General features: G+C 65.1%; 19 protein-coding genes. 6 read left to right on the top strand and 13 right to left on the bottom strand.

The annotated features are described in order from the left end of the window. Nucleotides 1–8 precede the first annotated feature (8 nt). Both panC and glpK read left to right on the top strand, forming a co-directional pair. On the top strand, nt 9–869 hold the full coding sequence (gene panC / locus N6L27_RS12995; RefSeq protein WP_271907701.1) for a pantoate--beta-alanine ligase: 861 nt from the start codon (nt 9–11) through the stop codon (nt 867–869). Between the two features lie 67 nt (nt 870–936). Continuing rightward, complete coding sequence (glpK, locus tag N6L27_RS12990; protein ID WP_271907700.1) at nt 937–2427, top strand: glycerol kinase GlpK; 1491 nt, start codon at nt 937–939, stop codon at nt 2425–2427. 214 nt (nt 2428–2641) lie between these two features. Here glpK and N6L27_RS12985 read toward each other — a convergent pair whose 3' ends face one another. The 12 genes from N6L27_RS12985 to N6L27_RS12930 form a co-directional block, all read right to left on the bottom strand. Continuing rightward, nucleotides 2642–3898, bottom strand: coding sequence for a flavin-dependent oxidoreductase (locus N6L27_RS12985; RefSeq protein WP_271907699.1), 1257 nt, complete (start codon nt 3896–3898; stop codon nt 2642–2644). A gap of 78 nt (nt 3899–3976) precedes the next feature. Further along, a complete protein-coding gene (idi, locus tag N6L27_RS12980) occupies nt 3977–4519 on the bottom strand; it encodes an isopentenyl-diphosphate Delta-isomerase (RefSeq protein WP_271907698.1) in 543 nt (180 codons plus the stop codon). A gap of 153 nt (nt 4520–4672) precedes the next feature. Further along, complete coding sequence (locus N6L27_RS12975) at nt 4673–5149, bottom strand: c-type cytochrome (RefSeq protein WP_271907697.1); 477 nt, start codon at nt 5147–5149, stop codon at nt 4673–4675. A 109-nt stretch (nt 5150–5258) separates the two neighbouring features. Beyond that, a complete protein-coding gene (locus N6L27_RS12970; protein WP_271907696.1) occupies nt 5259–6281 on the bottom strand; it encodes a P1 family peptidase in 1023 nt (340 codons plus the stop codon). Between the two features lie 82 nt (nt 6282–6363). Next, the gene (locus N6L27_RS12965; RefSeq protein ID WP_271907695.1) at nt 6364–6717 is read right to left on the bottom strand and encodes a cupin domain-containing protein; all 354 of its coding nucleotides are present in this window, start codon (nt 6715–6717) and stop codon (nt 6364–6366) included. Then, nucleotides 6714–7460: an SDR family oxidoreductase gene (locus N6L27_RS12960; protein WP_271907694.1), complete on the bottom strand. Its 747-nt coding sequence runs from the start codon at nt 7458–7460 to the stop codon at nt 6714–6716. The genes N6L27_RS12965 and N6L27_RS12960 overlap by 4 nt, the downstream gene beginning before the upstream one ends. Before the next feature lie 75 nt (nt 7461–7535). Then, nucleotides 7536–7955 (bottom strand): alternative ribosome rescue aminoacyl-tRNA hydrolase ArfB, encoded by a 420-nt coding sequence (arfB, locus tag N6L27_RS12955; protein ID WP_271907693.1) that lies wholly within the window; start codon nt 7953–7955, stop codon nt 7536–7538. A 263-nt stretch (nt 7956–8218) separates the two neighbouring features. Continuing rightward, on the bottom strand, nt 8219–8854 hold the full coding sequence (locus N6L27_RS12950; RefSeq protein ID WP_271907692.1) for a queuosine precursor transporter: 636 nt from the start codon (nt 8852–8854) through the stop codon (nt 8219–8221). A gap of 196 nt (nt 8855–9050) precedes the next feature. Then, complete coding sequence (locus N6L27_RS12945; protein ID WP_271907691.1) at nt 9051–9962, bottom strand: esterase-like activity of phytase family protein; 912 nt, start codon at nt 9960–9962, stop codon at nt 9051–9053. After that, complete coding sequence (gene mepA, locus N6L27_RS12940; protein ID WP_442915775.1) at nt 9935–10804, bottom strand: penicillin-insensitive murein endopeptidase; 870 nt, start codon at nt 10802–10804, stop codon at nt 9935–9937. Before mepA ends, N6L27_RS12945 begins: the two co-directional genes overlap by 28 nt. Further along, nucleotides 10801–12165, bottom strand: coding sequence for an MFS transporter (locus N6L27_RS12935; RefSeq protein ID WP_271907690.1), 1365 nt, complete (start codon nt 12163–12165; stop codon nt 10801–10803). The genes mepA and N6L27_RS12935 overlap by 4 nt, the downstream gene beginning before the upstream one ends. Before the next feature lie 79 nt (nt 12166–12244). Then, a complete protein-coding gene (locus tag N6L27_RS12930) occupies nt 12245–12793 on the bottom strand; it encodes an acyl-CoA thioesterase (RefSeq protein WP_271907818.1) in 549 nt (182 codons plus the stop codon). Nucleotides 12794–12927: 134 nt separating this feature from the next. Here N6L27_RS12930 and N6L27_RS12925 point away from each other — a divergent pair, with 134 nt between their 5' ends. From N6L27_RS12925 to yaaA, 3 genes are all read left to right on the top strand, one after another. After that, nucleotides 12928–13215, top strand: coding sequence for a YggT family protein (locus N6L27_RS12925; RefSeq protein ID WP_019295027.1), 288 nt, complete (start codon nt 12928–12930; stop codon nt 13213–13215). A 125-nt stretch (nt 13216–13340) separates the two neighbouring features. After that, entirely contained in the window at nt 13341–15398 is a 2058-nt protein-coding gene (gene recQ, locus N6L27_RS12920; protein WP_271907689.1) for a DNA helicase RecQ, read from the top strand. Between the two features lie 42 nt (nt 15399–15440). Then, nucleotides 15441–16205: a peroxide stress protein YaaA gene (gene yaaA, locus N6L27_RS12915; protein WP_271907688.1), complete on the top strand. Its 765-nt coding sequence runs from the start codon at nt 15441–15443 to the stop codon at nt 16203–16205. Between the two features lie 299 nt (nt 16206–16504). Here the strand turns inward: yaaA and N6L27_RS12910 are convergent, their stop codons facing one another. After that, nucleotides 16505–18790: a response regulator gene (locus N6L27_RS12910; RefSeq protein WP_271907687.1), complete on the bottom strand. Its 2286-nt coding sequence runs from the start codon at nt 18788–18790 to the stop codon at nt 16505–16507. 149 nt (nt 18791–18939) lie between these two features. On the opposite strand from N6L27_RS12910, the gene N6L27_RS12905 reads away from it, so the two are divergent. Further along, on the top strand, nt 18940–24390 hold the full coding sequence (locus tag N6L27_RS12905) for an alpha-2-macroglobulin family protein (RefSeq protein ID WP_271907686.1): 5451 nt from the start codon (nt 18940–18942) through the stop codon (nt 24388–24390). The last annotated feature ends 48 nt before the right edge of the window (nt 24391–24438 follow it).

Genomic DNA, 24438 nt, shown 5'->3' with positions numbered 1-24438 from the left:
CTTCAGAAATGACTGCACCGATCCTGCGCCGCCTGTCTGACCTGCGCGCCAAGACCGCTGAATGGCGCCGCGCCGGCGAGACCATTGGCCTGGTTCCCACAATGGGCGCACTGCACGCGGGCCACCTGTCGTTGGCTGAGGCCGCGAAGAAGGCTTGCGACCGGGTGATTGTGACCATTTTTGTGAATCCCAAACAGTTTAACAAACCGGAAGATCTGGCGAACTATCCGCGCACCGAGCAGGACGACGCGCAGAAACTGGCCCATCTTGGTATCGACCTGATCTATTGCCCGGATCCGGACCAGATTTACCCGGACGGCTATGCCACCAATGTCTCGGTCGGCGGCAGCATCACTGCGGTCATGGAAGGCCCCTTCCGCCCCGGCCATTTCGACGGGGTGGCGACTGTTGTGGCCAAGCTGTTCCTGCAGACCAGCGCGGACAAGGCGTTTTTTGGCCAGAAGGATTACCAGCAGCTGATGGTGGTGACCCGCATGGCCCGCGATCTTGATATCCCGATTGAGGTGATCGGCTGCGAGACTGTGCGGGAGGCTTCGGGGCTGGCGATGTCCTCGCGCAACCTGTTGCTGTCCGAAGACGCATTGGCCAAGGCTGCGGCGTTGAATGCGGCCATGCGCGATGCGGCAGCCAAGGCCGCTGCCGGAGAGCCCTGGGCGCCGCTGGAAGCATCTGCGCGGCAATCGCTGGCAGACGCCGGTTTCGGCGATATCGAGTATTTCGACCTGCGCTGCTCTGAGACGCTGGAGGCGCTGGACACACCCTCCCGCCCCTCCCGCCTGCTGGCCGCGGCATGGATGGACGGGATCCGTCTGATCGACAATATCGCAGTTCATCAACTAAATTCTTAGTAGGGGCTGGCAGCGGTAGCACCTTTGCGTTTATTGTCCCCGGTCAGAGGAGACTGGAGGGCAGCCGATGACCTATATTCTGGCAATTGATCAGGGCACCACGTCGACCCGGGCAATCCTGTTTGATGCAGGCATGCAGGTCGCGGGCACCGCACAGCAGGAATTCACTCAGCATTACCCGCAGGCGGGCTGGGTGGAACATGACCCGGAGGAGATCTGGGAAACCACCGTATCGGTCTGCCGCAAGGTGATGGCGGATCTGGATGTCTCCGCCGCGGATATTGCGGGCATCGGCATTACCAACCAGCGCGAAACCACCGTGGTCTGGGACAAGTCCAGCGGCAAGGCGATCCACAACGCTATCGTCTGGCAAGACCGCCGTACCGCCGCTATCTGCGAGCATCTGCGCGCGGCGGGCCACGCGGAAATGGTGGCTGACCGCACCGGGCTGCTGCTGGATCCCTATTTCTCCGGCACCAAGGTGAAATGGATCCTCGACACCGTTCCGGGCGCGCGGGAGCGGGCGGCGGCGGGGGATTTGCTGTTCGGCACCGTGGACAGCTTCTTGATCTGGCGCCTGACCGGCGGCGCCTCGCATGTGACCGACGCCACCAACGCCGCGCGCACGCTGATGTATGATATCCGAAAGGGCCGCTGGAGCCGCACCATCAGTGATCTTCTGGAGGTGCCGCAGCAGATGCTGCCGGAGGTGAAGGACAGCGCGGCGGATTTCGGCACCACTGATCCGGAAATTCTGGGCGGCCCGGTCCAGATCCTGGGCGTGGCCGGCGACCAGCAGGCGGCCACCATCGGCCAGGCCTGTTTCCAGCCGGGAATGATGAAGTCCACCTACGGGACGGGGTGTTTTGCGCTCTTGAACACCGGGGATGAACCGGTGGTGTCCAGGAACCGGATGCTGACGACCATCGCCTATCAGCTGGACGGCAAGCCGACCTATGCGCTGGAAGGCTCGATCTTCATCGCCGGCGCTGCGGTGCAATGGCTGCGCGACGGGCTGGGGATCATCGAGCAGGCGTCCGAGTCCGGCGAGCTGGCATTGCGCGCCGACCCGGGCCAGGACGTCATTCTGGTGCCCGCCTTCACCGGCCTTGGCGCGCCCTACTGGGAGCCGGAGTGCCGCGGCGGCATGTTCGGCCTCACCCGGAACTCCGGCCCTGCTGAATTTGCCCGCGCAGCGCTGCAAAGCGTCGCCTATCAGACCCGCGATCTCTATGAGGCGATGCGCGCTGATTGGGAGGATGACAGCCACCACACCGTGACCCTGCGCGTCGATGGCGGTATGAGCGCCAGCGACTGGACCATGCAGAGCCTGTCGGACATCCTGGGCGCCGCCGTCGACCGCCCGGTGATGCAGGAAACCACTGCGCTGGGCGCTGCCTGGCTGGCGGGGATGCGGGCCGGGATCTATCCGGACCAGACCGGCTTTGCCGACACCTGGAAGCTTGACCGCCAGTTTGTGCCGCTGATGCAGCCTGCTGCGCGGCAGGCGGCCTACGCCCGCTGGCAGCGCGCGGTGCAGGCGGTGATCGGCGTCTAAGGTAAAGGGGCGTTCTCCCGCCTGTTCCGCCGCATTCAAAGAATGCGCCTCTCAGTTGGGGGTGGCGCCGCGCTTCGCGCGGCGCTGTTTCTTTGCTGAGAAGCGGTTTAAGGGCAGGGCCGCCCTTAAACGCGCCTTGTCGAGGGTCTGTGCGTCCATCCGCGCCTCAAGGGTAAACCGTGCCTGCGGCACGGCGGCTGGCCGCAGGAGTGCTTCAGCTCACGCGGGCGCCTGCCGGAATGGTCGGAGGGCGCGCGTTCAGTTCCTCGATGGAGAAACCCGCAATCGACTTGTACTTGGCGGCATGAGCGGCCAGCTCCGCCTGCGGGATCACCTCACTGATGTCTCCGAAGTCTCCGCCGCAGAGGTCCTCAACCCGCTGCAGCACCCCGTCCGGCCCGCCGCCCGCGCGGTTGGCCAGACCCACCGCTGTTGTCACTGGGCGCACCCCTGCCTCATAGGCCTCGAGCGCCGCGGCAATCACCCCGTGCTCCAGCAGTTTCGCGCCAATCACCCGCGCGTCCACAATGGCCTGGCTGGCGCCGTTTGACCCTACCGGATAGGTCGGATGCGCGGCGTCGCCCATCAGGGTGATGTTGCCTTGGGTCCAGCCCGCCAGCGGGTCGCGGTCCACCATCGGGTATTCATAGACCACTTCTGCGCCGCGGATCAGGGCGGGCACGTCGATCCAATCGAACTGCCAGTTCGCAAAATCCGGCAGGAATTCAGAGATATCCGCGGGCCGGTTCCAGTCCTCCCGCCGCCAGGGCGTGGAGGGATCAAAGCTCTTCTCCGCAATCCAATTCATCGTCACGCGGTCGTCTGCATCCGGCTGGGAGATGGGATAGGCCACCAGCCGCAGATGGTCATGGCCGATCATCGCCATGGCCGCGCCGCCCTTGAAGGCGGGCGCACGGGTCGTGGCCCGCCACAGGATACGCCCGTTCCAGATGGGCGCACCCTCATCCGGCGCCATCTGTGCGCGCAGGGCGGAATGGATGCCATCGGCTGCAACAACCAGGCTGCCCTCGATCCGCCGCCCGTCCGCCAGCAGCAACGCGGCTCCGCCGCCCGTGTTCTCAAACCCTGCGGCCCGCGCGCCGGTTTCAATGCAGCCCGCCCCGGCACGCTCTGTCAGAATGCGGCAGAGCATCATTTGCAATTCGCCCCGGTGCACCGAATACTGCGGCCAGTCATAGCCCGCGCCGGTGCCGCGGGGCTCTTCCCAGATTGTCTTGCCCAGCTTGCTGTAAAATCCCAGCTGCCTTGTCCTGACGCCAGTTGCGTCCAGTTCCGGCTCCAGCCCCAGATCGAACAGCTCCCGCACCGCGTTGGGCTGCAGATTGATGCCAACCCCCATCGGCTTCAATTCCCGCGCGGCCTCGAAAATGCGGAACGGAACCCCGATCTGATGCAGCGTCAGCCCCAGGGTCAGTCCGGCAATTCCGCCGCCGGCGATCAGGATGGACATGATAAGCATACTCCCCATTTGCGGGCGCAGATAACCACGGCATGGGGAGCGGGGCAAGCTGTCAGGGTGTGAAAGAGGTCAGCGCCGGCCGCCGATGATCAGGTCGGGTCCAAAGATCACATCGGCGTAGTTATGCAGGTAGATCTTCAGCCAGGGGGTGAAGCGTTCCGGGTGGCGGCTCACCTCTGCCAAGAGGTCGTGGTAATCGACCCAGCGGGTCTCCATCACCTCATCCGGATTGGCGGCAATCCGCAGCGGCCGGTGGGCATGGGCCAGGAACACATCCACCGCCTCATGCTCGACCAATCCGTTGCCGACATCGGCGCGGTATTCCAGGTGGTGGCGGAATTCAGGGTAAAGGCCGGTGAGCCCCAGTTCCTCATTCATCCGCCGCACCGCGCAGGCCGAGGGCTGTTCGTCCCACATCGGATGGGTGCAGCAGGTGTTCGCCCAAAGTCCGGGAGTGTGGTACTTCCCCATCGCGCGGCGCTGCATAAGGATTTCCACGCCCTTCACCACAAAGACAGAGACCGCCTTGTGCTTCAGCCCGCGCTCATGCGCGGCCAGCTTGTCAACCGGTGTCAATTCACCGTTCACCCAGGCGGGGATCATGTGGCTCATGCTGTGTCCGTGACGGTTTCTTGTTCTGCGGCCTGCCGCATTTCGACAGCTTTGAAGACTACCGCTAACGTTTGCTGGCACGGAAAGCAATTACGCGAAAAGCCGCGGCCAAAATGCCGCGGCTTCTCCTCCGTCAGTGACGGCCATCAGAGCTTATTCGGTAGCGGCTTCCGCGCCTTCCGCAGCAGCAGCTTCCTCGGCCGGTGCTTCCTCTGCCGGCGCTGGGCTGTGGCTGGCCAGGAAGGCATAGATGTCCTCGCCGCCCTTCTTCAGGCGGAACGACATTTTCGACTTGGCCTTGGCATTGCCGGTTTCTGCTTGCAGGAATTTCTTCGGGTCTGCGGCGAAGGCGATGAATTTCTCTTCGTCCCACACCAGCCCTGCTTCACCTGCCGCGACCAGGTCATCGCCGTAATTGAATCCCTCGACGGTGCCTGCCTGACGGCCAGCCAGGCCCCACAGGTTCGGGCCGGTCTTGCCGCCCTTGACGATCACGTCACCCGCGTCGGACACCACCATGTGGCACGATTTGCATTTGTTGAACCCCTTTTCGCCCTTGGCCGGATCGCCTTCGGCAAAGGCTGGGGCTGCGAGGAGGCCGAAAATGGCGGCGGTCATAAGAGGTTTCATATTGCTTGCTCCAGTTCTGAGTTGGCAGATGTGACTCATGGTTTATTACCCGGCAGTGTCAACCGGCAGTTTGACGCGCATCAAAGTTCCAGCGGGTAGCTGCGGCAATTCAAGGCGCGTCCCAGCAGGGCAGCAGATCACCCGGTTCAGGCCGGGCGTGGTAGACTGCGCGGGCAATTGCACGGCTCAGGCACAGCGCAGCAGCATGGCAGAGCAGTCCCAGTTCCGCATCCGGGTTGTCCAGCCCGCGTGCACCGGTGCTGGCGGCAAAGACCAGATCGCCGTCGCCGGGGGAATGGGCAGGCACGATGGCACGCCCGATGCCGTCATGCGCCGCTGTGGCCAGCCGCTGGCATTGCGCCTTGGTCAGGGCGGTATCAGTGGCAACGATGGCGATGGTTGTATTGGCCCGCTCCGGCGGCAGCGGGGTGCCGCCCAGTTTCTGGATCGCATCGATCTTGCGGCTGTGCAGGCTGCGGCCCAGCCCGGCGGCTGTATCAGGGCCAATCCCGCCGAATTCATCGCCGATTTCAAAGGGAGCGGCCCAGAAATGCTGCTCTCCCGGGGTGGTGACGGCGCCCAGCGGATTGGCCGCGACCAGCGCGCCGACGGTGACGCCGCTGTCCAGAACCAGAGAGGCAGAGCCCAAGCCCCCCTTCAGCATTGCCGTCAGGGCACCCGCGCCGGCGCCGGCGGTGCCCAATTCAAACGCCTCAGCCGCGGCGTCAAAGGCGGCCCGGCCCAGAGCGCGGTAGGGGTTCTGGGCCCAGCCCTTATCCCCGCCGTTCAGCAGGTCAAAAAGAATGGCCCCCGGCACCAGCGGCACCCGCACCGGGCCGACCGGAAAGCCGCGGTCCGCCTCCTGCAGCGCGTCCATCACACCGGAACAGGCATCCAGCCCGAAGGCAGAGCCGCCCGACAGCACCAGCGCATCGATCCTGGCGACCGATTTGTCAGGCGCCAGCAGATCAGTCTCCCGCGTGCCCGGCGCACCGCCCATCACATGCACCGAAGCGGTGAAGGATTTGTCCGCCGTCAGCACCGTGGTGCCTGATTTCAATGCTGCATCCTGTGCGTTGCCGACCCGCAGGCCGGGCACGTCGGTGATCAGGTTCCTGGGACCGGGGAGCATGGTGGGATGTCCTTTTCCTGGGGAGCGCGCTGGCGCGCGCGGCCTCCGGCGGGAGTATTTGAAGAAAGATGAAAAGGCCGGGTCAGATCCGAGGCTTGGAGGCTGCGGTTGCTGCATCACCAGTGTTTGGCTCGCCTTTCGGCTCAATAAGCAGCACTTTGCATTCCTGATCGGCACGGGGGCGGTGTGTGACGCCTTTGGGGACCACGAACAATTCGCCCGCGTCTACGGTCTGGGGCGGCTCACCCTCGATATCCATGACCATCTCCCCTTCGAGCACCAGAAAGAAATCGTCGGTGTCCGGGTGATGATGAAAGGGAAATTCGCCCTGGAACTTCACCACCATCACATCGTTGCCGTTGTAATCCGCCACCACATGCGGGTCCCAGTGGCTGGAGAACATCGCCAGCTTTTCTGCCAGGTTCACGGTCTTCATATGCAGCGCCCTCCATCCACTTCCATAGCGACTCCAGTCACCATGCTTGCCTCGTCCGAGCACAGGAAGCAGGCGGCGTTGCCCATGTCCTCCGGCGTCGAAAAACGGCCGATCGGGATAGTGGACAGGAACTTGGCCCGCATCTCCGGCGTGTCTTCGCCCATGAAGGATTTGAGCAGCGGGGTTTCCCCTGCCACCGGGTTGATTGCATTCACACGCACCCCGTGCGGCGCCAGCTCCACCGCCATGGTCTTGGTGGCGGTGATCATCCAGCCCTTGGAGGCGTTGTACCAGTTGAGGTTGGGGCGCGGCGACACGGCGGCGGTGGAGGCGACGTTCAGGATCGCACCGCGCCGGTTGGCCTTCATATGCGGCACCAGGGCGCGGGCGGTCAGGTAGACCGACTTCACGTTGACGCCCAGCACCCGGTCGAAATCCGCCTCGCTGATCTCCTCCAAAGGGCTGGGCAGATGGGTGACGCCTGCGTTGTTCACCAGGATATCCAGCTGCCCGAAGGCCGCCAGCGCCGCCTCTGCCATTGCGTTGACCGATGAGCCATCCGCGACATTTACCGTCTGCGCAACCGCGTTGCTGCCCAGTTCCGCTGCCATCGCCTCTGCTGCGGCGGTGTTGATGTCGGCGATCATCACCCGCGCACCTTCAGCCAGGAACTTGCGTGTGATGCCTGCGCCAAAGCCTGAGGCGCCGCCGGTCACGATGGCGGTTTTTCCGTCCAGCCGCATGATTTTCCTCCCGCATTGATTGGCGTCAGCATGGGGTGGAGAGAAGCGCTGTGCAATCCCCGGAGGCGGGACGGGTCAATCCGGATCGATCTTACCGCGCGTCGCTTTCAATTCGCCGCGCTGTTTCTTGGCGTCCAGCCGCCGCCGGACGGAGCCGCGGGTGGGTTTGGTGGCGATCCGCCGTTTCGGTGCCACCAGCGCCTTGCGCACCAGCTCAGCCAGCCGCTCGCGCACAATCTCGCGGTTTCTTTGCTGGGACCGTGTTTCGTCGCATTGCAGGATGATAGCACCGTCCTTGGTCCAGCGGCGGCCTGCCAGACGTTTCAGCCGTGATTTGACCGCAGGCGCCAGAGCAGGCGAACGCTCCGCCTCGAACCGCAGTTCGACCGCGGTCGCCACCTTGTTCACATTCTGTCCGCCGGGGCCCGAGGCGCGGATGAAGCTCTCGGTCATTTCCCAGTCCTGCAGGGTAATCTGGTCGTTGATGCGGATCATGGCTTCGTTGGTTTGCGGAAGGCGGCTTTAAAATCGAAAGGGCTGTTCCACACGCGGGGAACAGCCCTTCGAGATGATAGGAGGTGCACCGGTTAGGTCAGCACCAATTCAGGTATCTATACGCGCCAAGGGCTGCCTCGGCCGCACTCCTTCTGAACTGTTCCGGCACTGCTCTCCATAGCTTCTCTAGACAATGGGCACCTCCTTTCTGATGTTTCGTGTAAGCCTAGCCTGCCACAGATTCGGTTAATGTCAAAACAAAATCATGTGGTCTTTACGGAGAGCTTACGCACGATGATGCGGAAGGGCACAAGCGCGAGCAGCGCCAGCGTTAGTTTCACCAGCCAGTCGGCGAAAGCCAGCGAGACCCAGTAGGGCACCACCGGCCCCTGTCCGATCAAGGGCAGCCTGTCGCCGGCCCATGACACATCATTGGCCGGCTCGATCCACGCGAGCGGGACGGAGAAGGCGACGGTGAAGAAGATCGCTGTGTCCACGGTGGAGCCGATGAGGGTGGAGGCCAGCGGCGCCCGCCACCATTTGCCGGTCCGCAGGGCAGAGAAGATGGCAACGTCCAGCATCTGTGCCGTCAGGAACGCGAGGCCGGAGCCTAGTGCGATGCGCAGCGTCACCGCCGGATAGGTAAAGCCATCACCTTCGAGCATCACCTGAGTGCCGATGAGCGAGCAGATCACCCCGGTGATGAAGCCCGCCACCACGACCTTGCGCGCAGCGGCAGCGCCGTAAACGCGGTTCATCACATCGGTGACCAGAAAGGCCACCGGATAGGTGAAGGCGCCCCAGGTCAGCCAATTGCCGAACAGGAATTGCACCAGGACATTGGAGGCCACCACCACGGCGGCCATGGCAAGAATGCCGGGAATATGCGAGCGGGTCATGCGCGGGATCCGTTTGTTCCGGGGCTGCGAAGAAGGCTGCGCAGCAGCAAAAGACCGGCTTCTTTAAACTGCTTGAACCTGTTTCGCAAGATAGCCGGGTGCAAGGGGAGGGGGCTCCCGCCCGCGCCGGGTGCCTTTTGCCAAAGGCCCCCTTGCGGTTGGGCCGGGCGCCGCTGGCGCGGCGCGGGCCGCAGGGTCAGTCGGGCAGGGCGTATTCCACCAGCTCGGTGCGCTGCAGTGGCAGGAAATTGTCGTCCGACACCATGGTGGCGAACATCCGTCCGGCGCTGCCGGCCCAGACCGACAGGCCTTCGAGGTTGTCATGGGTACCGGGGCCTGTTTGCAGCAGCAGGGTCTCATTCTCAGGGCCCGCGGCAGTAATATCCCAGCGCCGCAGCCGGCTGCGGAAGCCGAGCAGGGTCAGGTCGCGTTCCAGGAGGTAGAACCGCCCGTCGGGGCCGAAATCCGCGTCTACCGGCAGGAAGCCGCCGCGCGGCGGCAGGCTGAAGGGCCGGCTCCAGCGGCTGCCGTTCCAGCGCCAGACCGGGATCTGGCCGTGTTTGTCAAAGGCGCGCTCCGGCAGGGTATAAAGGTGGCCGCGGGCATTGATCGCCAGCGTCTCCAGCGACTTGTTGAGCGGCAGTTTGCGGAACGCCTTGGGCCGCGGCAGCACCTTGGCCCGACCGTCAGGGCGGCGGTAGCGGGCGACCCGCGCGGCACCCTCAAAGGAGATGTAGCGGCTGCCGTCCGGCGCGATGGCAAGGCCTTCGCTGTCGCCGGCAAAGCCGGTCAGCATCTTGCCGGTTGAAGCGCGCAGCCCGTGTGCCGTATGCGCCGTCACGCCGGAAATCAGCCCGCCCTTGCGCTGAAGAGAGGTGGTCACCAAGGTGGCCCGGTCGCTGAGCACCGTCATTTCCCGTCCGCCGGCGCTGATCTTCAGCGCCGAGAAGCCGCCAAACCAGGGTTGTTTCAGTTTCCATGTATAGCTGCCCAAAAACTGCGCCTTGCTGATTGCCGGCGCTGGACGGCTGGCAGCAAAAGCCGCCGCTGCCAGTCCTGCAGCGGCGGCAAATGCCAAGGTTAGTTTGATTGCAGAACGGCGGCGCATTGCTGGGGCAGGTCCGAAAGGGTGTAATCCCGTCTCGGTTTAGGCTTTGGCGCGTTCGGGTCAACCGGTTTCGGCGGCGGCGGGTTCAGAATGTCATTGACCCAGCGCTGCGCATCGGCGCAGCCGTCGCCCTTGGGCGGGGCCGCTTGGTCGACACAGCCGCGGGCGCCGCGCGGGCAGTTGAGCCGCACATGGAAGTGATAGTGATGCCCCCACCACGGCCGGATCTTGCGCAGCCAGCGGCGGTCGCCCTTTTCGTCGTTGCACATCTGCACCTTGGCGCCGGGAAAGACAAAGATCCGCGCCACCCGCTTGTCCTGCGCAGCGGCCTTCAGGATCTCATGGTGGGCACGGGTCCAGCTGCTGTTTACATAGGCGCCCTTGGCCCGGCGCATGGAGATTGAGGAGATGTTCTCGCGGGTGTTGCGGCTCAGGTTCAGCCGGTCCGGCGGCCGCATCCAGATGTCGATGTCCAGCCCGATCTGATGGCTGCGGTGGCCTGACAGCATCGGCCCGCCGCGCGGCTGGCTGATGTCACCGATGTAAAGCCCCTTCCAGCCGCGCTGTTTCGCGGCCGCGCGGCTCAGATCCTTGACGAAATCGATGGCTGCCGGATGGCCCCAGTTGCGGTTTCGGCTGAGGCGCATCGCCTGCCAGGTGGGGCCGGTCTCGGGCAGCTGCTCAGCACCGGCGACGCAGCCCTTGGCGTAGGAGCCGAACGGTGCGGGTTTCTGCTGCGAGGCGCTCGGCTTGGCCCCGAACAGCGCCTTGGCGGGAGTCTGCGCGCTGGCTGGAACAGACAGCCCCGCCACTGCCAGGCAAATGGCTAGTAACAGTCTCAATTCTGATCTCCTTCTCCTTGAACCCAAAGTAACAGTACCAATCCGATCAGAAACAGGCCGATGACCGGGGTGATCCCCAGACGGGCACTGCCGGTGACAGTTGTTGCAACGCCGATCATCATCGGCGCCAGAAAGGCGGTGGCGCGCCCCGACAGGCCATAAAGGCCAAAGCTCTCGGTTGCCTTGGCCGGGTCGGTGTGGCGCACCATCAGGCTGCGGCTGGCGGATTGCAGGATGCCGCCAAATCCGCCGATCAGCACGCCGCAGCCAAAGAACACGGCGTCCGGCAGTTTCGACCCTTCAGGAAGAGAAATGCCGAAAATCTGGTCGCGCGACATGCTGACGATGGTCAGGCAGACCAGGCTCAGCACCAGAATAGAGAGGATGATCACCGGCTTTGGCCCGAATTTCCGGTCTGCCTTGCCGCCGATCCAGCAGAAGATCGTGGCCGCCAGCGCCGCCACGATGCCAAAGACGCCAATGAGAGTGATCTGCCAGCCCAGCACCAGCTTGGCGTAGACCCCGCCAAAGCCATAGAGCCCGTTGAGCGCATCGCGGTACAGCATGGAGGAGCCGAGGTAGCTGGCGAGGCTGACCCGGTTGCGCAGGTTTTTCACCGACTGCACCACCAGCGCCACCGCTTGGCCCACTGTGCCGCGCTGGCCGGTGGCGCGGCCCTCGCGCACCCACAGGAAATAGGGGATCATGAAAACGGCGAACCACAGTGCGGTGAAGGGCCCGACAGCGCGGGTGCCCTCGCGCGCTTCGGCGTCCAGGCCGAACAGGGGGCTGAGGCCGATCAGGGTCCTGCCGCTGGCCTGCTCGACAAACAGCAGGAGCATGATGAACAGCGAAATCACCCCGCCCAGATAGCCAAAGGCAAAGCCGGAGCCGGAGACGTTGCCCACATCCTCCTTGCCGGCCAGTGAAGGCAGCTGCGCGTTGACGAAGATCAGCGCAAACTCCGCGCCGATAAAGCCGAGGCCAAAACTGGTCAGCATCCACCACAGGTTGCTGCCCGCAGGATCCATGAACCAAAGCCCGCAGGCACCCAGCAGGTACATCAGCGAAAACATCATGATCCAGGGCCGCCGCCGCCCGGAGATATCGGCCAGTGCTCCCATGAAAGGCGCGCCGAAGCCGATGATCAGGCCGGTCACGGTCAGGCACAGCGACCAGATCGTCTGCGCCTGCGCCTTGGCGGCCTCATCGTCCAAACCCTGTCCGAGGAAATGCTCCGCCGCGACAGCGGCGAAGAACGGGCTGAAGACAAAGGTGACCAGCAGGGTGTGAAAGGGCTGGCTGGCCCAGTCAAAGAACCACCACCCCCAGATGCGCTTGCGCATGGATACCTGCTGCATGCCCGCCCTCTTGTTATCGGGGCGCAGGAGTTACGGGTCTGCACCCTCTTGCCTTCAGGTATGGCAGGCGGGCAGGGGCCTAGGCAAGCCCGTCCTGCATCGGCGGCCAGGGCCGGCCGCCATCCGCTTCGCACCAGTCCTTGATCCAGCCGGGCAGTTCCGGCGAGGCTTCGGCGTCCTGCCCCAGCGCTGCCAGAACTTTTTCTGGCGGCACGATGCCGTTGCGGTCCGTCACTGCGGTGCGCAGCATCACATGGCTGGCGCAATCGCCGCTCTTCTTCCACATCGACTGCTCGACATAGATGAACTTGCCGTCCCAGCCCGCGGTGCGGCTGCGCATTTCGAACTTTTCAAATCCCCGGATGCGGCGGCGGTAGCGCACGGACGAGCCCGCCACCGTCAGCCCCCAGCGCTGCTGGCGCAGCGCCTTGATAAGCCCCACCCGCTGCGCCAGCATGGTGCGCCCCAGATCATACAGCGTCATGGTGCGGCCGTTGTTCAGCTCCATCCACATGTCCAGGTCCCAGGGCCAGCAGATGTGGCTCGAGACATGCATGCCGGTGATCGGCAAAGGCTCCATCCGGCTGGCCAGAACGGTATCCTTGATCAGGCGGAATATCGGGTACATCGGCGCACGCTCCATGTTGGCATGTGCCCGTGATGCCACCCGTTTACAGCGCGTCAACCGCAACCTCGCGGAAGCCTTGCGCATTTCGCCGCGTCTGCTTACCTGTGAGGCTGTTCGAAAGAGGGAAATAAGAGATGGTCTCGCTGTTCCAAATCCTGATGCTGATCCTGGACGTGGTCTGGTTCTTCATCATTGCCCATGTGATCATGAGCTGGCTGATCAACTTCCAGGTTCTGAACCTGCACCAGCAGCTGGTGGGGCAGATCTGGTACGGCCTGAACCGGATACTGGAGCCGCTCTATGCGCCGGTGCGCCGCATCCTGCCCAACATGGGCGGCATTGATCTGGCGCCGCTGGCGGTGCTGATCGGCGTCTATGCGCTGCGCATCATCCTGGTGAATAACGTCTCGGCGTTCTACTGATCTGAAGGCCTTTGGCCCGGCGGCTTTCGCCGGGCTTTTTGCTTGCGGGCCTTGCCGCCCCATGCCTCCTGTGGGATTGTGCCTGCCAAAGAAGAGCAGCACTGACCACGAGGCCCTCCGCCCCCATGACGGATATGACCGCCCTCAGCGGCGCGACTCCCATTCTGCGCGAGATTTTCGGCTTTGACGCTTTCCGCCCGGGGCAGGAGGAGATCGTCGACGCCGTGACTGCCGGGGAGAACGTGCTGGCGATCATGCCCACCGGCGGTGGCAAGTCGCTGTGCTTTCAGCTGCCCGCGCTGCTGCGCGACGGCATCACCGTGGTGATCTCCCCCCTGATTGCGCTGATGCGCGATCAGGTCCGCGCGTTGCAGGAGGCCGGCGTCACTGCAGGCGCGCTCACCTCCGGCAACACCGATGAAGAGACCGAACAGGTCTGGGAGGCAATCGAGGCCGGGCGGCTCAAGCTCCTCTACATGGCTCCCGAACGGTTGGCTTCCGGCGCCGCCATGGGCATGCTGCGCCGCATCGGCGTCAGCCTGATCGCGGTGGATGAGGCGCATTGCGTCAGCCAATGGGGGCACGACTTCCGCCCCGACTACCTGCGCATCGGCGAGCTGCGCCGCGCCCTGGACGTGCCGCTGGCCGCCTTCACCGCCACCGCGGACCAGGAAACCCAGGAAGAAATTGTCCAGAAACTGTTCGACGGCGAGGCCCCCCGCAGCTTCCTGCGCGGCTTTGACCGGCCCAACATTCACCTCGCCTTCGGCGCCAAGGACAGCCCGCGCCGCCAGATCCTGGAATTTGCCGCCGCCCGCAAGGGCCAATCCGGCATCGTTTACTGCGGCACCCGCGCCAAGACCGAAGCCTTGTCCGCCGCCCTGCGCGAGGCAGGCCATTCCGCATGTTTCTACCATGGCGGCATGGAGGCCGAGGACCGCCGCATCGTCGAAACCCGCTTTGCCCGTGAGGACGGGCTGATCGTGGTCGCCACCGTCGCCTTTGGCATGGGCATCGACAAGCCCGACATCCGCTGGGTCGCCCACGCCGACCTGCCGAAATCCATCGAGGCCTACTACCAGGAAATCGGCCGCGCGGGCCGCGACGGTGCGCCAGCGGAGACGCTGACCCTGTTCGGTCCCGACGATATCCGTCTGCGCCGCTCGCAGATCGACGAGGGCCTCGCTCCGCCCGAACGCCGCGCCGCCGATCACGCCCGCCTGAACGCGCTCTTGGGCCTTGCCGAGGCACTGCACTGCCGCCGCCAGAAACTGCTGGGGTATTTTGGCGAGGAAGCAGAGCCTTGCGGCAATTGCGACCTCTGCGACAGCCCGGCTGATGTGTTCGACGGCACCACCGTGGTGCGAAAGGCGCTGTCAGCGGTGCTGCGGACAGAGGAATGGTTCGGCTCCGGCCATCTGATCGACATCCTTTTGGGCGCCGATAACGAGCGGATCCGGGCCAAGCGACATGACGAACTGTCGGTCTACGGCTGCGGCAAGGAGTTCGGCAAGCGCCAGTGGCAGGCGGTGTTCCGGCAGATGATGGGCCACGACCTCTTGCGCCCCGACCCGGACCGCCACGGCGCCCTGCGCTTCACCGAGGCAGCGCTGCCGATCCTGCGCGGTGAGCAGTCCATCGAGCTGCGCCGCGACACCATCAAATCCGCTGACCGCCGCCCGGCAGTCAAGGCGCTGGTCTCCGAGGAGGACGCGCCGCTGCTGTCCGCGCTCAAGGCCAAGCGCCGGGCGCTGGCCGAGGCGCAGAAAGTGCCGGCCTATGTGATTTTTCCGGACCGCACCCTGATTGAGATGGCCGAGCAGCGCCCGGAAACCCTGGACCAGATGGCCCGCATCAACGGCGTCGGCGCCAAGAAGCTGGAACGCTACGGCGACGATTTCCTGAGCGTGATCACCGGCGCCACGGAGCAGCTGCACCCGGCGCGGCGCAAGCTGGCAGGGCGCAACTCCGGATCCGTCTATGACGGGCTGCTGGAAGTGCAGGCGCAGCTGGCGCGCGGCGAGTGCGGCACCCTGAAGCCCTTGACCTGCTCGGCCTCGCTGCTGGCTAAGGTGGCGCAGCTGCGCGACGGTGACGAGGCCGGCATCACAAGGCTGTTAGGAGAGCGCCGCGCCGAACGTTTCGCCTCGGCGTTTCTGGACGTCCTGCGCGGCGCGGGCTAGGGTCGCGCCAAGAAACCGGGCTAGGAAAATTTGGGGGCAGACATGCTGGTAGTAACCTCTCCGGCCAAGAAGCTGGACTGGGCGGAACGGGAACAGGAGATGACCTGGCCTGCGCTGCATGACGATGCGGTGGCGCTGGCAGAGGTGGCCCGCGAACAATCGGTGACGGACCTGATGAAGCTGATGCACATCAGCGAGGATCTGGCCAAGCTGAACCACGCCCGTTTCCAGGACTTTGCCGCCGACCCCAAAACACAGGCAACCCGCCCGGCGGCGCTGGCCTTTGCCGGCGACACCTACCAGGGTCTGGAAGCGGCCTCTCTGGATTCCGATGAAATGGCCTGGGCGCAGAAGCATTTCCGCATCCTGTCCGGCCTTTACGGCGTGCTGCGGCCGCTGGACGCGATGCAGCCATACCGGCTGGAAATGGGCTCGCGCCTGAAAAATCCGCGGGGCAAGAACCTCTATGAGTTCTGGGGGAGCAAGATCTCCGAGGCGCTGAATGCGCAAGGAGAGGCCGTGGGCGCGGAAGTGCTGGTGAACTGCGCCAGCCAGGAGTATTTCGGTGCCGTGGATCTGGCAGCGCTGAAGCTGCGGGTGGTCACGCCGGTCTTCATGGAAGACAAGAACGGCACCCCCAAGGTGGTGAGCTTCTATGCCAAACGCGCCCGCGGCGCGATGGCCCGCTACATCATCCAAGGCCGGCTCACGGATGCCGAAAGCCTCAAGGAATTCGATGCCGGCGGCTATGCCTACCAGCCGCAGATGTCGGAGCCGGACAAGCCTGTCTTCCTGCGCAAGGCCTGACGTCCGCAAAGGGCGGCTCCCGCCTGCTCCGGCACATTCAAAGAATGCACCGTCCCGGTTGGGCCCGGCAGCGCGCGGAACGCGCGCTGCCGGGCCCAAGGCCGTAAAAGGGGGTCTCCGGCGCAGCCGGTGCACCCGCGGGCGCGGGAGAGCCGCCGGGAGGCTATGCAGGGTCAGGAATAGGCAGCAGTGCATTGGCGGCCGCGGCGGTTATCCGGCGTTGGGTTCTTGCATTATCCGCAGGCCCGGAAGCGGTTTCAGCCGGGCGCGCGGTCACAGAAAATCTGGCTCTTGCCTGCTCAGGGGGCATTGCCCGCTGCGGCCTCAGGCGGGACACTCCCGGCTTCAACCGGCTGGATATTTGCAGGCGCGTGGCTGCGGATCTGCTCGTGGATCAGCGCCTTGCGCAGCGGTTTGGTCAGGTAGTGATCAAGCCCGGCAGCCAGTATACCCTCGGAATCGCCGGCCATCGCGTGCGCGGTCAGTGCCACGATGTGCACATGACTGCCGGTCCCGGCCTCCAGCTTGCGTATCTCTGCGGTGGCTTCCTTGCCGTCCATCATCGGCATCGAGATGTCCATGAAGATCAGGTCCGGCTGGAAGTGCTTGTAGGCCTCCACCGCCTCCAGTCCGTTTCCGGCGAACTGCAGCTCAATGTTCAGCTCCTTCACGATCTTGCGGAACACCAGCTGGTTAGTCTTGTTGTCCTCTGCTGCCAGCACCCGCATTTTGCGAAACGCTGGAGCTGCGGGCGCCAGCGGCACCGCGGCGGCCGGAGCGGGGGACACCGCCGGCGCTGCAGCAGGTGCTGCTGCAGCGGGAGCGGCGGCCGCGCGGGGCGCTTCCGGGTTTGCGGCCTCGCTGCCGAGCCGGGCCAGCTGGCTGAACAGGTCATCGCGCGGGGCCGGGCTTTGCAGCACGCCGCTGACCAGCTGCCGCACATCAGACCCGATGGCGGCATGCGGGCTGGAGTTGAGCAGCAGGACCGGCACCCCGTTCCAGCCGTAGGACCTGAGATCGCGGGCCAGCTGCAGCCCGTCCAGCCCCGGCAGGTTATGGCCGCTCAGCACAAGATTGACGCCGCCCTGCATGGCCGTCAGCGCTTCCGCCGCGGTGCCGGCTGTGGTCACCTTGAGGCCCAGCATCTGAAGGTGCTTTTGCAGGATTTCGCAGTTCAGCGGCACATCGTCCACCAGCAGGACATGGCGCAGGCTGGATGGCAGCTTCGGCAGCGTTTGCTCCGCTGGGGCTTTCACCGGCAGCGGTACCCTGAAGCCGAAGCAGGAGCCCTTGCCGTCTTCGCTTTCGACCCAGATCTCGCCGCCCATCATCTCGATCAGCCGCTTGGAGATTGCCAGCCCCAGTCCGGTGCCCTCGAACTTGCGGTTGCGTTCGTCCTCGACCTGGTTGAACTCACCGAACACATGTTCGATCTTGTCTTCCGGAATGCCGATCCCGGTGTCCTCGATGGTAACATGCACCGCGCATTGGCCCTCTTCGGGTGAGGCGATGCCGGTCACCCGCAGAGTCACATGGCCCTGTTTGGTGAATTTCACCGCATTGCCGATCAGGTTCGTCAGCACCTGCCGGATCCGGCCGGGATCGCCGATGAAACAGGTCGGCAGGAACAGGTCGTAATCCACCAGCAGCGCCAGCCCCTTGTCCCGCGCGGTGGGCTGCAGCAGCATCACCACCTCATGCAGGCTGCGCTCCAGGTCGAATTCCTGCGGATGCAGCTCCAGCTTGTCAGCCTCGATCTTGGAGTAGTCCAGCACGTCGTTGATGATGACCAGCAGCGCCTCGCCCGAGTTCTTGATGGTCTTGGCATAGAGCCGCTGCTCATCGTCCAGCTCGGTATCGTTCAGCAGTTCGGCCATGCCGACGACGCCGTTCATCGGGGTGCGGATCTCATGGCTCATATTGGCAAGGAAGGCGGATTTGGCGCGGTTCGCCGCCTCGGCCCGGGCGCGGGCATCTTGCAGTTCCTGCTCATAGCGCACTGTCGAGGTGATATCGAGCGCCAGTGTGACCACATCGCCGCCGTGACCGCGCTGATCGATCAGCCGCAGGTACCGCTCATCCCAAAGCTGGACAACCACCGGTTCCGGGGAATCGCAATGCCAGCGCTCTGACATCATCGCATGCCAGTCCCGGGCTTTCATGCTGCCGGTGCTGATCAGCCCCTCTTCTATCAGCAGCTCGAGGATCCGCTCATAGGTGATGCCCGGCGTGACCTCTTCAAGCCCGTCAAAGATGTTGAGGTAGGCGGTATTGGCGCCGATCAGGTGGCCTGCGGCGTCGAAGAAGGCGAACCCGTCCTGAAACGCCTGGATCGAATGCCACAGCCGCCGTTCGGCGGTTTCGATCTTCTCATTGGCGGTATGGAGGTCGGATTTCACCTTGGCGTTTTCATCGCGCACGGTGGCCACCTCGGCCTGGGTCTGGCCAATCTGCTTGGTCAGCGCCAGCGCGTGGCGGCCCAGTTTGCGGTTGGCGGCGGACAGCTCGGCCTGCTTCAGCTCAAGCAGCCGTTCAGCAGCGAGCCGCGCCCGCCGTTCCTCCGCCAGTTTGTCAGCAAGGCTCATCCCTGCAAACTCCGCCATTCATCACCACAAAAGGCGCGCAGCAATCTCTGCGCGCAGGGCAGCCGCGCTGCTCTCCCTTTTTGTTACGCGGAGGAATCTTGCTATGACGTTAAGCCCGTGTCAGCCTGACCCCAGTTTTGGAGGGTGCCATGCCGCGTCTGTTTGCTTCTGCTTTTCCCTATTTTATTGCTTTTGTTATGTTTCTGCCGGCTGCCATGGCGCAGCAGGCGGTTCCTGAATTCCGTTACCGCGCCTACGCGGATACAGATTTTTTCGGCTCTGACTTGCAGCCCTTGTTTGATACAGACGCCGGATCCTGCGCCAGGGCCTGTTCAGCACAGGAGGACTGCGCCGGCTTCGTCTTCAATCAAAGGGCTAACGCCTGCTTTCCAAAATCTGCACTTGGACAGTCCAGCCCCTATGCCGGCGCCCTGACTGCGGTGAAGCAACTTGCGGCGCCCGGTCTGGCTGCTGCTGCGGCGGCCCGCGCCGCGCGGCTGGATTTCCTGCCGGAACAGGACTTGCAGCGCGCTGCCGGCCTCTCCCGGTCCTTGGGTCTGGACTACCCGTTGGAAACCAATGACGCAGGTGAGGCGCGAACCGCCGCCCGCGCCCTGCGGCGGGAGGGTGAGGCCTTCGCTGCCTTGCGCTGGATGGCGCAGTCTGTTGTGCTGGAGGACGACGCCGCGGATTGGACACAATTTTCGGGATTTTTGCTGCGTGCTGCCAAGGACAGCAGCAGCCGCAGCCAGCAGCGCCGCCACCGTGCGCAGTCCTATTCCGCAGCACTGAACGGTTATCTGCGGGCCGCGGCGCCCGAGGCACAGGCCCAGGCTTTGCGCCAAGCGGCTGAGGCGGTGGAAACACTGGGCCGCGGGCGGGATATGCTGCCGCTCCTGTATCTGGCAGAGGAGATCATTCCGCTGAAGGCCAATGCCGAGCTGCTGAACTATGCGATCCGCAAATACGGCTTCCGCGTTACCTCCAGCACGGTGGAAAGCGACAGCGCCGCGCCGCGCATCTGCGCTGAATTTTCGGAAGATCTGGAGCAGGCCGGCACCGATTACGAAAATTACGTCCGTATGGATGAGGCCAGCCTCGCCGTCACCGCCCAGGGCCGCCAGCTGTGCCTGGACGGGGTGGAGCATGGCAAACGCTACCGCATCACCCTGCGCCGCGGCCTGCCTGCGGCCAGCGGCGAGCAGCTGCTGAAGGACGTGGAACTGACCCACTATGTCCGTGACCGGTCCCCGCAGGTCCGCTTCCCGGGCCGTGCCTATGTGCTGCCCGCGGGCGGCGCAGCGGCGCTGCCGGTGGAGACGGTGAATGTCACAGACATGGACCTGCGCCTGCGCCGGGTCAGCAGCCGCAACGTGCTGCGTACCCTGCAGGAAGGTTATTTCGCCAAGCCGCTCTCGCAATGGGAGGATGAGCATTTCGCTGCGAATATTGCCGAGGAAATCTGGACCGGCAGTGCCAGTGTCGACACCGCCATCAACCAGGTGATGACCAGCCGTCTGCCGCTTGACGATGCGCTGACCGGGCAGAAGACGCCGGGGCTTTACGCGCTCACCGCCCGGGTGCCGGGGGCAGATCCCTATGACGATGCCGGCGCCACCCAGTGGTTCGTGCTGACCGGCCTTGGCCTCAGCACCATGTCCGGCAGCGATGGCCTGCATGTTCAGGTGCAGGGGCTGCGCGATGCCAAACCGCAGGCGGGTGCCGAGGTCAGCCTGATCTCTGCCGCCAACGAGGTTCTGGCGACCGCCAGCAGCGACGCCAGCGGTTACGTGCATTTTGCCCCCGGCCTCACCCGCGGCACCGGTGGCGCGGCGCCTGCGTTGATCACCGCGCGGGCAGGGGAGGGCGACTTCACTTTCCTGCCGCTGAACGATGCCGCCTTTGACCTGTCGGACCGCGGCGTTGCGGGCCGCCCCGCGCCGGGGCCGGTGGACGTGTTCCTGGCGACCACCCGCGGCGCCTTCCGTGCCGGGGAAACGGTGCATGTGACCGCGCTGGCCCGTGACAGCAAGGCGCAGGCCATCGACGGTATGCCGCTGACTGCAATCCTGTTGCGCCCGGACGGGGTGGAATACACCCGCCAGACTTCCGCCGCAGTCCATCAGGGCGGCCATGTCTTTGCGCTCGCCACCGGCCCCGCCGCCCCGCGCGGCACCTGGCGGATCGAAATCAAGAGCGACCTCAAGGCTCCGGCGCTCGCCAGCCGCCAGATCCTGGTCGAGGATTTCCTGCCTGAGCGCATCGACTTTACCCAGCAGGTTGCCAACGCAGACGCCCTCCAGCCCGGCGGTGCAGCCCAGATTGATCTGCAAGCCGACTACCTGTTCGGCGCCCCCGGCGCAGGCCTGAAGGTAGAGGGCAGCCTCCGTCTCACCGCCGCAAATACGCTGGAGCAGTGGCCCGGCTTCCGCTTCGGCCGCTATGACGAGGCCTCCTCCGCCCAGACCGAATACTTCGGCGGCCAGGAAACCGGCACAGACGGCAGCGCTGTCATTGCTGCCAGCCTCCCCGCTGCCACCCCGGCCGAGGGAAAACCGCTGCTGGCCACTCTCACCACCCGCGTTTCCGATGGATCCGCCCGCCCGGTGGAACGCACGATGGAGCTGCCTGTGCGGCCCGCAGGCCCGGTCCTTGGCATCAAGCCGCAGTTTGACGAGGTCGCGGCAGAAGGCTCCGAGGCAGGTTTCGAACTCATCGCCCTGGCCCCGGACCTGGCGCCAATGCCGATGCGGGTCAAATGGACCCTGAACCGGGTCGAAACCCGCTATCAATGGTATCAGCTCTACGGCAACTGGAACTGGGAGCCGATTACCCGCCGCACCCGCATCGCCACCGGCGAGGCGCAGCTGGGCAGCGAACCCCTGGCGCTCTCCCAGCCCGTCGATTGGGGCCGCTATGAGCTGGTGGTGGAACGCCTTGATGGCGAATATGCCTCCGCCGCCTATGACTTCTATGCCGGCTGGTACGCGCCCGAAGGCAGCTCTGAAACACCCGCGCGGCTGGAGCTGTCACTGGATAGCGAAAGCTACACCCCCGGCGACACAGCCCGCCTGCGCATCGTGCCGCAGGCCGCAGGCACGGCGCTGGTCTCGGTGGTCTCCAACCATCTGATCTACCGTGTGGCAGTGGAAGTTCCGGCCGGCGAAACCGTGATCCCGCTGGAGGTCACGCAGGATTGGGGCAGCAGCGCCTATGTGACGGCAACCGTGATCCAGCCCGTGGCTGGCGACCGTGGCCGCACCCCGCTGCGCGCCCTGGGGCTGGCCCACGCCAGCGTCACCCAGCCCGGCCAGCAGCTGCAGGTCGCGATTGACGTCCCCGACGTGGCCCGTCCGCGCGGCACCCAAGTGGCGAAACTTCGCGTGGGTGGCGCGGCTGAGGGCGAGGAGGTCTGGCTCACCGTGGCTGCGGTGGACCACGGCATCCTCAACCTCACCGGCTTCACCAGCCCCGATCCCAGCGCGCATTACTATGGCCAGCGCCGTTTAGGCGTGGAGCTGCGTGACGTCTACGGCCGCCTCATCGACCCGGGCAATGGCGCCATGGGCCGCATCCGCTCCGGCGGCGACGCTGACAGCGGCATGAAGATGCAATCGCCGCCGCCCACTCAGGACCTGGTGGCGCTGTTCTCCGGCCCGCTGAAAGTTGATGCCAATGGCGAGGCTGAGTTCCCTCTGACGCTCCCCGCCTTCAACGGAACTGTGCGGCTTATGGCAGTCGCGTGGTCAGGCAAGGCCGTGGGGCAGGCAGAGGCCGACATGCTGGTGCGCGACCCTGTGGTGGTCACCGCCTCGCTGCCGCGCTTCCTGGCGCCGGGTGATGAGAGCCGCGCAAGGATCGAGATCGTGCACGCCGACGGCCCGGCAGGCGAAATGCAGCTGACCGCAACCGCCGCAGGCGGCCTGGCGCTTGGCAGCCTGCCTGCCGCTGTCACCTTGCAGGAACAAGGCAAGACCGTGCTGGAACTGCCGGTCACAGCAGAAAACGTTGGCGACCACCAGCTGACCCTCACCCTCACTACGCCCGACGGGCAGGAGCTGCAGCAGACCCTGCGGATGCCGGTCCGTGCCAATGATCCGGTGGTATCACAGACCCGCCGCTTCACCTTGGCGGCAGGCGACACCTTCCTGTTCAGCAAGGACGTCTTCACCGGCCTCCGCCCCGGCACTGCCCGTGCCACCATATCCTCCGGCCCGCTGGCAAAATTCGACGTGCCGGGCCTCTTGGCGGAACTGGACCAGTACCCCTACGGCTGCACCGAGCAGGTGACATCCAAGGCGCTGCCGCTCCTCTATTTCAGCTCTGTCGCGCAGGCGGCCGGGCTGGGCAACGGACCGGCGGTGGACAAGCGCATCAACGCCGCCATCCGCCAGGTGCTGACCCGGCAGGCCCCCAGCGGCGCTTTTGGCCTATGGCGCGCTGACAGCGGCGAGTTCTGGCTGGATGCCTACGCCAGCGACTTCCTCAGCCGTGCCCGCGCCCAAGGATATGAGGTACCGCAGCAGGCCTTCGCGCAGGCCATGGACAACCTGCGCAACCGCATCAACTATGCCCCCGACTTCGACATCGGCGGTGAGGAGATCGCCTATGCCCTGCTGGTGCTGGCCCGCGAAGGCGCGGCCCAGATGGGCGACCTGCGCTATTATGCGGATGTGAAGGGCGACGGGTTTGCGACGCCCCTTGCTGCCGCGCAGTTAGGCGCGGCGCTGGCGGCCTATGGGGATCAGCGCCGGGCGGACCGGATGTTTGCCCGCGCAGCGCAGATGATCGGCAGCGAGGGGCAGGATGAAGCCCGCCTCTGGCGCGCCGACTTCGGCACCCGTTTGCGCGACACCGCCGGCGTTCTGACACTGGCGGCAGAAGCGGGGTCTGAGGCCTTGGACCGCGCCAGCTTGACGGCGCGGCTTTCAAACGCCAGCGGATACCGCTCCACCCAGGAGTCCGCTTGGACCCTGATGGCCGCCCAGGCACTGACGCAATACCCCGAAGACTCCGGCCTGCTGGTCAACGGCCAGCCCGTGCAGGGGCCGTTCGTTCAGGCTGCTGGCGGTCAGGACGTGCCGGAACTGGCACTGACCGCCGCCAGCGGCAAAACGGCTGAAATAACCCTCACCACCCTTGGCGTGCCAGAAGTTCCGCCGGCCGCGGGCGGCTTCGGCTACACCATCAAACGCAGCTACTATTCGCTGGAAGGCCAGCCGCTGGAGGTGCAGTCCGTACAAACTGGCGCGCGGTTTGTGGCGGTCCTCCGGGTGAAACCGCATGAAAAGACCGGTGCGAGGCTGATGATCAACGATCCGCTGCCCGCGGGGTTTGAGATCGACAACCCGAACCTTCTGCGCTCCGGTGACCTGCGCGACCTCGACTGGCTGAACCCGGCAGAGGCCGAGCACGCCGAGTTCCGCAGCGACCGGTTCCTGGCGGCGGTGAATGTGCGCGATGCATCGCAGGTGACGCTGGCCTATGTGGTCCGCGCGGTGACACCCGGCGTGTTCCACCACCCGGCCGCCTCGGTTGAGGACATGTACCGTCCCGCATACCGCGCCCGCACGGCAACGGGGCGTGTGGAAGTCAGGTGAGACGCTGGCGGACCAAAGCGAAGGGCAGCGCCCGTCCCGCCCCGTGGG

The organism is Leisingera sp. SS27 (assembly GCF_028368855.1).
Lineage (GTDB): Bacteria > Pseudomonadota > Alphaproteobacteria > Rhodobacterales > Rhodobacteraceae > Leisingera.
Note: the sequence above shows the minus strand (reverse complement) of the source record. Positions and strands in the feature narration are given on the sequence as shown.